Source organism: Arthrobacter sp. lap29 (assembly GCF_032458965.1).
In the GTDB taxonomy this organism is placed as follows: Bacteria; Actinomycetota; Actinomycetes; order Actinomycetales; family Micrococcaceae; genus Specibacter; species Specibacter psychrochitiniphilus.
This window is the reverse complement of sequence record NZ_JAUCEK010000010.1, coordinates 121,135-134,095: the sequence shown is the minus strand read 5'-3', so window position 1 is coordinate 134,095 and position 12,961 is coordinate 121,135. Positions and strand designations below refer to the sequence as shown.

Sequence of the window (12,961 nt, the reverse complement as noted above, 5' to 3'; positions counted from 1 at the left end):
GACCACCACATCACCAACACCCCTGTGGAGGAAACAACACCGCCACCACGGCCGTCCCGTTCCGGAAAGCGGACCACTGACTACCGAATTGGAGTCTGTCAGCCAGGGTAGAGGGCGCCCAGAACAGTTCGATAGCTGGGCTGTGGATAACGTGGTGGCGTGTCAGGCGGCTGCACTGTATTTTGGAACCAAGCCAACCGCAACGACTTCAACGGGGAAGCCGCTGTCAGGCAGCAGACTTGGGGGGGGGGGGGGGGGGCAGGCGATGCGCCACACTGAAGGTGGACGTCCGGGCGGGCGTCGAGCCATTCTGGGGCTGTCAGTAATAAGCATATTGATCTTGGTTGGTTGCTCATCAGCACCGAAAGAAATGGCAACCAGCTCACCAGGGGCGCCCACTGTTGTCGGCAGCCAACCGGCCATCACCTCGGAACCAGCACCGACTCCAGCTGTCTACAAACCCGCTACGGACAAAGGTCCTGCCGAAAACGTACCTGTCCCAGTTTTGCCTGACAAGGCCACAGAGTTTACCAAAGACGGGCTGATTGCCTTTGCTGAATACTGGTACTCAACCCTTGGTTATGTCTATGAGACTGGCGGTTCTGGACCGATGATGGAAATTACTGAACCCGCTTGTAAGCCCTGCATATTTGTCAATCAACCGATCGCGGAATTGTATGAGAGTGGAGGCTGGATTGCTGGTGGTCGGATGACAGTGCATCAGTCAACGGCGTCTTTCGAGCAGACACCCGACGGGACCTACCAAGTCATCCTCATGATTCAGCAGGCGCAGGTTCGGGCCTATGATGCAAACAAGATTCTGCGGAGTGAGCGCCCTCAAGGTGGCGCGCGGGCCAACATCGTGGTCGCAAGATTTATAGACAACCACTGGCAAGCCCAGACAGCCGAAGCGGTTGCAAAATAGTGATCATGAAACGTTTCCTAGCGACTTCACAACAAGCAATGTTGATAATCTCGATTGTTCTTCAGCCGCCAATTGGGCTGGCATTGGGTGAGATTGACATTCCGAACTGGGACGATTCAGATCTCGTCACCGAGGGATGGAACCCGTCCGGAGGTGGAGACTATTTGGAGCAGACACCGTCGGCAGGTCCAGCAGATCCCTTTCTCTACGAGGCCCGGGTTGCTTGTACCTCAGGCGATTCCGCAGTGTTTCCGGAATGTGCTGCCGTAATGCCAGAATGTGGCGGCGGCGATGGTGGAGAGCCTGGAACCGTGGTCTATTGGTATTCGACATTAAAGAATGCTGCCCAGAAAGTATGGGCATTTCATTCTGGTCCTGTGTGCATCTTTGGCGAAAAGCCGAGGGATTTACTTGCCGAGATTGCAGGCCAGATCGCTCACGAATTTCAGCGAACCCCAATAGCCGCGGCAGAATTCGGCAGCCAGCCCGGCCCTCATACTCTCCGCGGGAAGGAAACTAACGTTTGGGCTGCGGCGAAAACGCAGACATTCAACCTGAGCATGCTGGGCCAAAACGTCACCATTACTGCTACGCCTGCGGGCTACACCTGGGATTACGGCGATGGTACAACTTGGGGCCCGACGCCCATCCATGGGGCGCCACTACATGCCGACCGCATCGGTGAACAAACACAAACCAGCCACGTCTACACCGAAACTGGACGGCTGACAATCGGACTCACAACACACTTTAATGGCAGCTACTCGGTCAATGGTGGCCCGGAACTACCCATCCCCGGCCAGGGAAACATCGCCTCCCCAGCACTGCCGCTCACTGTCTGGCGTGCCGAAACCCACCTCTACGCCGACGATTGCATTGTCAACCCCCACGGCGTCGGCTGTTAGGGCACGCCCCAAACAAAACTAACCCCAGCAAGACGTACGGCGGCGGAATCAACCCGCCGCCATACGTCACAGACAACTACTTCTTGGCGGCAGTCTTTGCCCGCTGGATCAAAATCTTCTCATCTATAGGACCATCTGAGCTGGCACGCAGCTTACGGTAGTAGTCGCGAGCTTCATCTTGGCGCTCACGCTCAATTCCCGTGGCGATGGTGGCGCGCAGGTGTTCTGGACCGTAGCCGAAGGCATCCACCAGATCCAGTGCATGCGGCCGCAACTTGCTAAGCACTCGGTTAATGTAAGGGGCAAGGGTGCGGGCGCGCAACATGGAAATTCGGCCGTTCATCAAGTACCAGTCCAGATGCTTTTCAATCAAGGACAGGCCAAAAAGGTCCCGCAGGCGCGTCATAACCCGCTTGGTTCCCGGATCGGAAATCCTGCCAAGTGCTGCCGTGAACGATTCCCACTGCAACAGTTCAGCATGGGCCCGGGCAGCTTCAATGAGATCATTCTGGTGGTCATTGAATATCTGTGCACCCTTATCCTTCGGCTGCTTCGCAGCTTCCTTCAAAGCTCCAGCAACTTCGGCCACCATGGTCTGCACCCGGTCAGCCAGCATCTGGTGCTGTGTACCGGCGTCTTTTAGCGCCTTGGCCGACTTTTGAGCGGAACCCGTGTCAGAAACAAACTGCGCCACCTGACGCAGGCCTGTCTTGTTAAGGGTCAGATCAGCGGCCGCTCCAGCCACGAAACGAGCAAGAACGCCGAAGTCCAGGTTACGGAACTCCTTGCTGTAGTCAGCCAGAAGGCGCTTGGCCACCAACTGCAGAAGTACCGTGTTATCGCCTTCAAAAGTGGCGTAAACATCAAGGTCTGCCCGCAACGAGGTAAATCGGTTTTCCGCCATAAAGCCAGCGCCACCGCAGGCCTCGCGGCATTCCTGCAGCGTCTCCAAGGCGTGCCAGGTGGTCAGTGATTTGTAGGCGGCCGCGAGAGTCTCCAGATCCTGCCGGTCTTCGTCGGTGTCATGCGCACCGGAGAAAACATCGTTGAACTTCACCAGAAGATCCTCATGGGCGAACGCGGCCGCGTACGTAGTTGCCAGCAGTGGCAATAGTCGGCGCTGGTGGCGCTGGTAATCCAGCAGCACTACTTCTTCAGTGTCTGAGGCTGCGTTGAATTGACGGCGTTCAGTGGCGTACTGAATGGCGATCTTCAAGGCAACTTTGGAAGCAGCAACGGCTGCACCGTTGAGAGAAACACGGCCCTGGACCAAGGTGCCCAGCATGGTAAAGAAGCGCCGGCCGGGGCTTGCGATGGGGGAGCTGTAGCTGCCATCGGGGGCCACATCGCCATAGCGGTTGAGCAGGTTGGTGCGGGGGATGTGAACGCTGTCGAAAGCGAGCCGCCCGTTGTCAATGCCGTTTAGTCCGCCCTTGATGTTGTCATCACGGCCCTGTATTCCGGGTAGGAACTCCTTGGTTTTGGGGTCGCGCAGGTCAACGTAGAACGCATGCACGCCGTGGTTGACGCCCTTGGTGATGAGCTGGGCAAACACCACGGCAGCAATACCATCTACGGCCGCGTTTCCGATGTACTCCTTCCACGCAGCGGCGAACGGCGTGTTGATGACGAACTCCTGGCTCGAGGCATCATAGGTGGCAGTGGTTGCGATGGAGGCTACATCGGAGCCGTGCCCAATCTCCGTCATGGCGAAAGAGCCGGGGATGTCCAGATTCATGATGCCAGGCAGCCATTTGTCCTGGTGCTCCTGATTACCCAAGTGCAGTACTGCGGAGCCGAAGAGACCCCACTGGACGCCGCCCTTGATTTGCAGGGACGGGTCGGCAATGACGAGTTCCTCAAAGCCGGCAACATTGCCGCCATGGTCATCGCTACCGCCAAGACGGGTGGGGAAAGCACGGTGGACGCCGTTTTGTTGCACCAAAATGCCTAGCTGTTGGAAGACCCGTTTGCGGTGCTCGGTGTGAGTGAGCCCCTCAATCTTGTGGAGTTCCGGGTTCCCTGCCAAGGCGCGGGCTGCAAGACGAACATCGGCCCACTTGCCTAGGAGTAGTTCACCCAGCGCGGCAACATCGACGCCAGCGTCGCTGTTGTTGGCTGCGGGCGAAAGCGGATTCATTGTCTGCGTCATGATTTTCCTTCTGCTGCTGTTGTTGAACGGTGAGGGGGCGTGAGGGGGACAAGCTGCCCCACGCCGTCGAACAGCCAGGCCGAAATTTGCCCAGCCATGGTTGTGAAATCTGGCTTGTTGTCAAGATCCGGGGTCTGGAGCCACAATTCCCCTGCCGTGCGCACCATGCCTATGGCTGCTTGGGGCCAGTAATCCACCAGCGGGGAGTTGGGATCGCCCAGCAGATGCCCCATCGGCTCGGTGATCATGGCCGTGACGCTGTCAAAGAACCCCGTCAACTCACCAGAGGGCCGGGCTTCACCATCGTCTGGAAGCGTGGCAAAGAAGTAGACGTTGGGGGAGGTCTGCGCCATTTGAAGGTAGGCGGAAATCATTGCGGTCACCCCTTCGCGGGGGGAGCTTGCACCTTGGCGGGCCGCGGCAATGGTTTGCTGCATCTGCCGGATCACTACGGCTCCCACAGCGTGGCGCAACCCTGACTTATCGCCAAAGTAGCGGTAGAAAACAGACTTTGACGTTCCTGCCGTGACGGCTATCTCCTCCATGGAGGCGTCTGCCCCCAGCCTGTGGATGGCCCGGCGGGTTGCCTGAATCAAGGAACGACGGCGTTCCTCACGGTGGGATTCCCATCGCACCGAACGCCCGTCGAGGGAGGCGTCAGCGGCCTTGGCAGGTCCGGGCAAGGAGGAGTCCGCGGAGCAGGCCAAGGAAGAAGGCGAGGAGGAGTGGGAGGATGCTGTTGGCTCTTGCTGTAACGAGTTCACGATACTCAGCGTATCAGGTACGCTGAGTATCAGTAACAATCGGTGTCCCCGTAGAAGAGAGCCTCATGACAAACCACTCAGCAGCAGAGAATCAGCATTCCGTTGACACGAAGCATGGAGCAAAGGTGGCCTCTGCCCCCACGTCCCGTGCTGCCCTGCGTAAAGCAGTAGTTGTTGGTGGCAATCGAATTCCCTTCGCACGTTCGGGCGGCGCATACTCGCATTCCTCTAACCAGGACATGCTGACAGCTGCCCTAGATGGTTTGGTGGCCCGGTTTGGTCTGGCTGACGAGGAAATTGGTGAAGTTGCCGCCGGCGCAGTACTGAAGCATTCACGAGACTTCAACCTCACCCGGGAAGCCGTACTGGGTTCCGCACTATCTGCAACCACCCCTGCCTATGATCTCCAGCAGGCCTGCGCCACAGGAATGGAAGCCGTGATTGGACTTTCCAACAAGATCAAGTTGGGTCAGATTGATTCCGCCATTGCCGGCGGGGTGGACTCTGCCTCGGATGCACCCATCGCCGTCAGCGAAGGTCTACGTGCCATCCTGCTTGATCTGAACCGTGCCAAGACCATGGGGCAGAAGGCCAAGATCATCAGCCGCATCCGGCCCAAGGATCTCTCCCCGGATGCACCCTCCACTGGTGAACCGCGCACGGGACTTTCCATGGGTGAGCATCAGGCACTCACCACGGCACAGTGGAAGATCAGCCGCGAGGCCCAGGATGAGCTCGCCCTTGCCAGTCACAAGAACCTTGCGGCAGCCTATGACAACCACTTCTTCGATGACCTCATCACGCCCTTCCGCGGACTGACCCGTGACTCCAACCTGCGCGCCGATACCAGCATGGAGAAGCTGGCCAAGCTCAAGCCGGCCTTCGGCAAGTCCCTCGGGGATGCCGCGACCATGACGGCAGGGAACTCCACCCCGCTGACTGACGGTGCCGCAACTGTGCTGCTGGCCTCCGAGGAATGGGCCACCGCACGCGATCTGCCCATTCTGGCTGACATCGTTGACGGCGAGGCGGCGGCAGTTGACTTTGTCCACGGCAAGGACGGGCTGCTCATGGCTCCCGCGTTCGCGGTCCCGCGCCTGCTGGCCCGCAACGGATTGACGCTAGCCGACTTCGACTACTTTGAAATTCATGAGGCCTTCGCCGGTACTGTCCTTTCCACACTGGCAGCGTGGGAGGACGAGGAGTTTAGCAAAACCCGTCTGGGCTTAGATGATGCCTTTGGTTCCATTGACCGGACCAAGCTCAACGTCAACGGGTCCTCGCTGGCTGCGGGTCATCCCTTCGCCGCCACAGGGGGGCGCTTGGTTGCCTCGCTGGCTAAGATGCTCCATGAACGCGGTCAGGTGGATGGCCGCCCGGCCCGCGGCTTGATATCGGTCTGCGCCGCCGGCGGCCAAGGCGTTGTCATCATCATGGAAGGGCGCTAATTCCATGAACCCGCACAATAAGACTTCGCGACCGCAGCAAAATTCAGACAAGTACACCGAGTTTGTCAGCCGTGGCCTGGGTAAGGATCTGGCAAAGCGTTTGGGTTTGCCGCAGCCGGCCATCCTGCGGCGGTATTCGCCTCTTGCCCCGCTGGTTGAGGGCCCCATTCTGGTTGTTGGCCAAGGAGCAGGGGCCGACGCCGTTGCAACAGTGTTGCTTAGCTGGCACCAAGATGTTCGCCGGCACACCGCGCCCAAGGAAAAGTTGGGCGCCATCGTGGTGGTCTTGGACGAGCTGGGGCATCCTGAGCAACTTTCCGCGCCCATGCTCAGCGTCGCCGCGGCCTTGCGTGGCCTGAACCGGAACGCCCGGGTGGTCAGCATCTCCCGGCAGGCTTCCAGCACAGACACCCCCGCAGTTGCCGCGGCACGCAACGGGGTGGACGGAATTGTGCGCTCACTGGCCAAGGAACTGCGTGCCGGGGCCACAGCCAATGGGATTGTGCTGGCAAACGGTATTGCAGCGGACGCACCCAGTGCCATGTCGGCGCTGCGTTTCTTCCTTTCGGGCCGCTCGGCATTCGTTGATGGACAGTTCCTCACTGCATCCTGCGCAGGATCCGTCACCGAACCGGATTGGGTCAAACCACTGACCGGATCCGTTGCGGTGGTCACGGGCGCGGCCCGGGGCATTGGCGCAGCAATTGCGCGGACACTTGCCCGCGACGGTGCAACCGTTTTCGTCGTTGATGTGCCAGCAGCAGGAGATCACCTGGCAGCGGTTGCCAATGAGATCCATGGCACGGCACTGCAGCTGGATATCACTAGTGCTGACGCCGGGGAGCGCATCTTAGAACACGCCATCTCCCGCTACGGGCGCCTGGATATTGTGGTGCACAACGCCGGAATCACCCGGGATAAGTTGTTGGCCAACATGGATGGTGCCAAATGGGACTCCGTCATCGCCGTCAATATTGCCTCGCAACTGCGCATGAACGAGGTGTTCCTCGCCAGCCCGGCGTTTGGTAACAATTCACGGATCATCAGCGTTGCCTCCACCAGCGGTATTGCCGGGAACCGGGGTCAAAGCAACTATGCGGCGTCAAAGGCAGGGGTTATGGGCATGGTCTGGTCTACTGCGCCGTTGTTGGCCGAACGCGGAGGTACGGTGAACGCCGTCGCACCTGGATTCATTGAAACGGAGATGACGGCGAAGATTCCCTTCGCCACACGGGAAGTTGCCCGGCGCCTGAACAGCCTTCAACAGGGCGGCAAACCCGGTGATGTTGCCGAAGCGATCGCCTTCTTTGCGCAGCCCAACGCTGCCGGTGTCACGGCGAATGTGCTGAGGGTGTGCGGGCAGAACTTGGTGGGGCAATGAGCGAGGAAACGTTGTTGACAGAGATGCCATCGCTGTCCAAGCTTTACATCAATGCTGCTGCTGCTGCGGCTAAATCCAAGCTGCTCCGGGCCCAACCCGTTGTGGCGTTGCCGTCTCGCGCTGTGGAAGTCCGCGGTGTGCAGGCCAACCTTGCCAAGGTCACAGAGTTTGCCCACCTGATGGGAGAGCCGGCCCGTGATGTGTTGCCCTCCGGCTATTTGCACGCACTGGTGTTTCCCGTGGCCATGTCCGTCATGGTCCAGGAAGACTTTCCGCTGCCACTGTTGGGAATGATTCACCTGCGCAATCAGGTGGAACAGCTGGCTCCCGTGCTCTTCACGGATAAGTTGACCGTCCGGGCCTGGGCGCGGGATCTGAGCGGTCACCGAAGCGGTACTCAGGTGCAGCTCGTGAGTGAAATCCACACTGCGGACGGTACGGAATTGTTGTGGCGGGGAATTTCCACGTACCTGGCCAAGGGTGTTTTCCTGCCTGGGCTGGACAAGCCGACGGCCGCTCCCATGCGGGAGGACTTTGTGCCGCCAGCACCCACCGCAGAGTGGCGCCTGGGCGTTGATACGGGGCGTGCTTATGCAGCGGTATCGGGCGATTTCAACCCGATCCACCTGAGCGTACTGACGGCCAAGGCGCTGGGCCTGCGGCGCTCCATAGCCCATGGCATGTACGCCGCGTCCCGCGTTCTGGCCACGGTTCCGAGTTCCAAACCGCATTCCTTCAGCTGGGACATCAGCTTTGACTCGCCCATCGTCTTGCCTGCCACCGTCGCCTTAGAGGTCCTTGACCGAGAATCTGAGGATGGTCTCTGGCTGGGCTCGGAGTTCACCGCATGGAACGCCCGCAGCACCAGACGCTTCTTCAGCGGCACCGTAACAGCTGACTAAAGGTTTGTTGGCTCCTGATACGGGTAGGCTGCAATGATCGCCTGAATCCGCTCGACGGCGGACTGGTCCAGGCCACTGGGGGAGACCCCATTCCAGGCCTGGACCGCCACCTGCAGGTAAGCCAGCGGACATTGAGCACGCCCTTTAATACGGGCTGCATCCCCGATGCGCCCAAACTCAGCCCAGAGACCATGGCGGTGTCGCCGCCTGGCAAGTACTCCAAGGAATCCACGGCCGCCCGCTCCGAGCTCGCGTAGACTCGCATCGGTTCCTTGGCAGGCTGCAGGGTCACCGCAGCAAGGGCAGCTGCCTGAGCAGTGAGTACGCAGGTGGCAGCCTGCGTGGCGTCTGAAGCCTGAGTAGTGTGGCCAGCCTGCTGGGCCCGCCGCTGCTGGAAGGTAGCCTCGGTTCGCCACAGCCAGGACGCAGCACGATACGCCAGCCTAAAAGCTCAAACCGCCAGGAATCCTTGAAAGAGTGCCGGGCGTGGGACAAGAGACGGTGTGAGGGCCAGAGCCACGGCAGCTACGGACGCAACGAACCCGGCAATCCGAGCTGAGCTACAGTGCGCCATGGGTGGTTGCCTGCTGCTGCCTGATGGATGCCGTGGTTAGCCTATCTTTTCAGCTTTCTAAAGTGTGGCGGCCGGGCGCACCTACGGAGCTGTTGACTCTTGCCAAGGTGCCCGCGTAACTGCCTGCTGAATGGGCGCTGGGGGAGCCCATTGACATGGTGTGGCGGCGTGCCGGGCGAATCGCCGGGTACAACACGCTGACATGCTCATCTGCACGGTCACGGCGGCTGCTCAGTACCAGTTCATTGCCGGGGCTGTCCGTTGCTACCTCGGCACTGTAAATGGCCTCAATCCTGCCAGCGACTGTCATAAGAAAACCCAGTTGAAATTGCCTGCGCTCCAGAGTCTTTTCATGGGCGCTCAGGAAGTCCTTGTTCAGATATGAGATCCACCAGTTCGTCATGGCTGATTCCACTTGCAGTCGTAACGAAACCAAGAGCCGCACAATCTGCGCCACATCGGATTCGGCTCCGATCAGGTAAAGGACTTTTTTACTGCTACCAGTGGCCTGCAGGACCCGGACAGTATTAAACGCCAAGGCGATCATGGTGAAACCGCGCGCCTGACCCACCCGGTACTGGCCAGAAAATTCCACCCGCTCTTCCACCATGAGCTCTTGTGGCTTGCCTGACTTTCCGGCTTCTGCATCGATCGTGGCCTGCTCTATTCCGTAGCGGACCATGAGCCGTTCGGCATGTTCTTGAAAAGCCTGGGCTTCGGCGGGGAAGGGCGTGTTGGCGGCCTTGGCGAGCAACTTGGTGATGAGTTTGAGGGTTTTCTCCGCCTTACGGCCCGGTTCCTGTTCCGTTTTCATGAGAAGGCTCCTTGTGCTGGGGCTTTTGCCCTGGTGTTGGGCCGTGAGTACCTGGTGTGCCTGCGGTCCAGGAAACGGTGGACGCTTCCTTACCTGGGACTCTAGCGAGAGGCACTGACATTGAAAGCATGAAAGTAAAAAGTATGAAAGCAAAAACTATGAAAGCCACAGCAGGGAAGCCAGTGATGCCACCGAACTTCAGCATGGTGACGTTCGGCACATAGCTACCTTCTCTGGGTAGTTGGCTACTGACCCTGTTTTTGGGCAAACAAAAAGACTCCCTGAGAACCGTGGTTCCCAGGGAGTCTGTCAGTGCGCGGAAAGGGACTTGAACCCTCACCCCGTTTCCAGGACTAGCACCTCAAGCTAGCGCGTCTGCCATTCCGCCACCCGCGCAGGTGATCGCAGGAATCTGATTCTCACTCTCGTTTGAATCGTTGTTCCCTGCAGCAGCGATGAAAACAATAGCACGACTTTTGCCAGAAACAACAATCGAGTCCTGCCCTACGGTTTTGGGGCACGCCGGGAGCTAGAAACGTCACAAAAGGTAGGCTGGATCAAACGCACCAGTCAGAGGAGTTATGCCGTGAATACCGTCAGGCCCGAGGATGAAGTTGCAGGCATCTGTGCCGATCTCATTCGCTTCGACACCAGTAACTACGCCGACAATGAAGGTCCGGGGGAGCGGGCCATTGCCGAGCATACCGCGGCGCTCATCTCCGAGTCCGGGCTCGCACCGGAGTTGTATGAGTCCTCACCCGGGCGTGCCAATGTGGTCACCCGAATTGAAGGAGAGGACTCGTCCCTTCCGGCACTTGTGGTGCACGGGCACTTGGATGTGGTTCCGGCACTGGCCGCGGATTGGAGTGTGGACCCTTTTGGTGGTGAACAGCGGGACGGGCTGATCTGGGGTCGGGGTGCCGTAGACATGAAGGACATGGACGCCATGATCCTTTCCGTCATGCGGTCTATGGGCCGTGAAGGCCGCAAACCCAAGCGTGACATTGTCTTTGCGTTCTTTGCCGATGAGGAAGCTGGCGGCACTTACGGCGCCCGCTGGTCCGTTGACAACCGTCCGGACCTCTTTGAGGGCGCCACGGAAGCAATCTCCGAGGTGGGCGGCTTCTCTACCGAGATCAATGGCCAGCGCGCCTACCTGCTGCAAACGGCGGAAAAGGGTCTGGCCTGGCTGCGTCTGACCGCCCACGGCAGGGCAGGGCACGGCTCCCACATCAATACGGACAACGCGGTGACCCGGTTGGCCCGTGCCGTCACCCGGATTGGTGATTACACCTGGCCCATCGAGTACACCGACACCACCCGCGCATTCCTTGAGGGCGTCTCGGAGCTGACAGGCATTGAATTTGATGAATCAAACCCGGACACCTTACTAAGCCAGTTGGGTACTGTTTCACGCTTTGTGGGCGCAACCTTACAAAATACTGCCAACCCCACATTTCTTTCCGGCGGTTACAAGGCCAATGTGATACCCGGCACAGCCGAAGCCATGATTGACATCCGGACCCTGCCGGGCCAGCACGAACAGGTTCTGGAAATTGTGCGCGAACTGGCAGGAGAGGGGATCGATATTTCCACTATCCACAATGATGTCTCGCTCGAAACACCGTTCGCCGGCAACCTTGTGGACGCCATGATTGACTCCCTTCACGCTGAAGACCCGGGCTCCACGGTCCTGCCGTACACGCTCTCCGGCGGCACTGATAACAAGTCGCTGAGCCGCCTGGGGATCACCGGTTATGGCTTCGCCCCGCTACAACTGCCCCCGGAACTGGATTTCACCGGCATGTTCCACGGAGTGGATGAGCGCGTCCCCGTCGATTCTTTGAAATTCGGCGCCCGCGTCCTAGACCGTTTACTCAGCACCTACTAAGAAAGATCACCATGAGTACGCAGCTGCACGAACTACTGCCGGACGATTTACTGGAGCGCTTCCGTGACCGCGCCAAAGGGTACGACGAGCGTAATGAGTTCTTTCATGAGGACTTGGTTGAGCTGAAAGCGCAGGGTTATCTGCGCATGTTTGCCGCGGAGTCCGACGGCGGACTCGGCTTTGGCTTGGAAGCGGCGGCGGCCGCGCAACGCAGATTGGCCACGGCGGCCCCGGCCACCGCTTTGGCGATCAACATGCACTTGGTGTGGACCGGCGTCGCCCACCTTCTACACGAGCGTGGGGATAACTCACTCCGCTATGTGCTGGAGGAGGCCGTGGCCGGGGAGGTGTTTGCCTTTGGCAACTCGGAAGCCGGCAACGATTCGGTGCTTTTTGATTCCACTACGGTGGCCGCACCTCTGAGCGATGGCAGTTATTCCTTCACGGGGACCAAAATCTTCACCTCGCTCTCCCCGGCCTGGACCCGTCTAGGCATCTTCGGCAAGGATGAAACGGGAGAAGCGCCGGTGCTGGTGCACGCCTTCATCACGCGGGAAACACCCGGCTACAGCATCAAGGATGACTGGAACACGCTGGGCATGCGAGCCAGCCAATCGTGCACCACGGTGCTTGAGGGTGCCACCGCCCCGGCGGACCGCGTGTTCAGGAAACTGCCTGTGGGGCCCAACGCTGACCCGCTGATCTTTTCCATCTTCGCCTGCTTTGAAACATTGCTGGCCGCCGTCTACACGGGGCTGGGGGAGCGGGCGCTGGCGATCGGTGTGCAGACGGTACACAAACGCCGGTCCAAGAAAACGGGCAAGAGCTACGCGCAAGATCCCGATATTCGCTGGCGCATTGCTGACGCAGCCTTGGCGATGGACGGGCTGTATCCGCAGCTGGAATCTGTGGCCCGCGACGTGGACCAGTTAGTCAATCACGGCAGCCAATGGTTCCCTAAAATGGTGGGGCTGAAAATCCGTGCCACGGAAACCGCGCGCACTGTGGTGGATCTAATGATCCGTGTCAGTGGTGGTAACAGCTACTTTGCCGGCAATGAACTGGGCCGGCTGTACCGGGATGTTTTGGCGGGAATGTTCCACCCCTCTGACGATGAATCCGCCCACAGCACCATCGCCAACGCCTGGCTGGGACCGGTGGAGGACTAGAAACCGGCAATTCAGAGGCTGGTGCAGTTCATCAGT

The 12,961-nt window shown here is 59.3% G+C and carries 11 protein-coding genes and 1 tRNA gene; 8 read left to right on the top strand and 4 right to left on the bottom strand.

Going from position 1 to position 12,961, the window contains the following annotated elements; genetic code table 11:
- Positions 1–370: 370 nt before the first annotated feature.
- Positions 371–925, top strand: coding sequence for a DUF6318 family protein (locus tag RY113_RS16330; protein ID WP_315915422.1), 555 nt, complete (start codon positions 371–373; stop codon positions 923–925).
- Between the two features lie 5 nt (positions 926–930).
- The gene (locus RY113_RS16325; RefSeq protein WP_218867998.1) at positions 931–1,830 is read left to right on the top strand and encodes a PKD domain-containing protein; all 900 of its coding nucleotides are present in this window, start codon (positions 931–933) and stop codon (positions 1,828–1,830) included.
- A gap of 76 nt (positions 1,831–1,906) precedes the next feature.
- Here RY113_RS16325 and RY113_RS16320 read toward each other — a convergent pair whose 3' ends face one another.
- The gene (locus tag RY113_RS16320; RefSeq protein ID WP_315915420.1) at positions 1,907–3,982 is read right to left on the bottom strand and encodes an acyl-CoA dehydrogenase; all 2,076 of its coding nucleotides are present in this window, start codon (positions 3,980–3,982) and stop codon (positions 1,907–1,909) included.
- A complete protein-coding gene (locus tag RY113_RS16315) occupies positions 3,979–4,746 on the bottom strand; it encodes a TetR/AcrR family transcriptional regulator (protein ID WP_110106745.1) in 768 nt (255 codons plus the stop codon). The genes RY113_RS16320 and RY113_RS16315 overlap by 4 nt, the downstream gene beginning before the upstream one ends.
- Positions 4,747–4,811: 65 nt before the next feature.
- Between RY113_RS16315 and RY113_RS16310 the strand changes: the two genes are divergently transcribed.
- The 4 genes from RY113_RS16310 (at position 4,812) to RY113_RS16295 (ending at position 8,734) form a co-directional block, all read left to right on the top strand.
- Positions 4,812–6,194 carry an acetyl-CoA C-acetyltransferase gene (locus tag RY113_RS16310; RefSeq protein WP_315915418.1) on the top strand — a complete coding sequence of 461 codons (1,383 nt, stop codon included), beginning with the start codon at positions 4,812–4,814 and terminating at the stop codon, positions 6,192–6,194.
- A 4-nt stretch (positions 6,195–6,198) separates the two neighbouring features.
- Positions 6,199–7,575: a 3-oxoacyl-ACP reductase gene (locus tag RY113_RS16305; RefSeq protein ID WP_315915417.1), complete on the top strand. Its 1,377-nt coding sequence runs from the start codon at positions 6,199–6,201 to the stop codon at positions 7,573–7,575.
- On the top strand, positions 7,572–8,477 hold the full coding sequence (locus tag RY113_RS16300) for a MaoC/PaaZ C-terminal domain-containing protein (RefSeq protein WP_315915416.1): 906 nt from the start codon (positions 7,572–7,574) through the stop codon (positions 8,475–8,477). Before RY113_RS16305 ends, RY113_RS16300 begins: the two co-directional genes overlap by 4 nt.
- Before the next feature lie 131 nt (positions 8,478–8,608).
- Positions 8,609–8,734 carry a hypothetical protein gene (locus RY113_RS16295; RefSeq protein ID WP_315915414.1) on the top strand — a complete coding sequence of 42 codons (126 nt, stop codon included), beginning with the start codon at positions 8,609–8,611 and terminating at the stop codon, positions 8,732–8,734.
- Positions 8,735–9,100: 366 nt separating this feature from the next.
- On the opposite strand, the gene RY113_RS16290 is transcribed toward RY113_RS16295, so the two are convergent.
- The gene (locus tag RY113_RS16290) at positions 9,101–9,865 is read right to left on the bottom strand and encodes a DUF2786 domain-containing protein (RefSeq protein ID WP_315915412.1); all 765 of its coding nucleotides are present in this window, start codon (positions 9,863–9,865) and stop codon (positions 9,101–9,103) included.
- A 313-nt stretch (positions 9,866–10,178) separates the two neighbouring features.
- A tRNA-Leu gene (locus tag RY113_RS16285) sits at positions 10,179–10,261 on the bottom strand.
- Positions 10,262–10,451: 190 nt separating this feature from the next.
- On the opposite strand from RY113_RS16285, the gene RY113_RS16280 reads away from it, so the two are divergent.
- Together RY113_RS16280 and RY113_RS16275 are read left to right on the top strand one after the other, a co-directional pair.
- Entirely contained in the window at positions 10,452–11,756 is a 1,305-nt protein-coding gene (locus RY113_RS16280) for a M20/M25/M40 family metallo-hydrolase (RefSeq protein WP_315915410.1), read from the top strand.
- A gap of 11 nt (positions 11,757–11,767) precedes the next feature.
- Positions 11,768–12,925 carry an acyl-CoA dehydrogenase family protein gene (locus tag RY113_RS16275; RefSeq protein ID WP_315915409.1) on the top strand — a complete coding sequence of 386 codons (1,158 nt, stop codon included), beginning with the start codon at positions 11,768–11,770 and terminating at the stop codon, positions 12,923–12,925.
- Positions 12,926–12,961: the final 36 nt, after the last annotated feature.

Coding starts and splice junctions, on each gene's coding strand:
- RY113_RS16305 (WP_315915417.1), top strand. CDS start 6,199: ATGAACCCGCACAATAAGACTTCGCGACCGCAGCAAAATTCAGACAAG.
- RY113_RS16320 (WP_315915420.1), bottom strand. CDS start 3,982: ATGACGCAGACAATGAATCCGCTTTCGCCCGCAGCCAACAACAGCGAC.
- RY113_RS16330 (WP_315915422.1), top strand. CDS start 371: ATGGCAACCAGCTCACCAGGGGCGCCCACTGTTGTCGGCAGCCAACCG.
- RY113_RS16290 (WP_315915412.1), bottom strand. CDS start 9,865: ATGAAAACGGAACAGGAACCGGGCCGTAAGGCGGAGAAAACCCTCAAA.
- RY113_RS16275 (WP_315915409.1), top strand. CDS start 11,768: ATGAGTACGCAGCTGCACGAACTACTGCCGGACGATTTACTGGAGCGC.
- RY113_RS16300 (WP_315915416.1), top strand. CDS start 7,572: ATGAGCGAGGAAACGTTGTTGACAGAGATGCCATCGCTGTCCAAGCTT.
- RY113_RS16325 (WP_218867998.1), top strand. CDS start 931: ATGAAACGTTTCCTAGCGACTTCACAACAAGCAATGTTGATAATCTCG.
- RY113_RS16310 (WP_315915418.1), top strand. CDS start 4,812: ATGACAAACCACTCAGCAGCAGAGAATCAGCATTCCGTTGACACGAAG.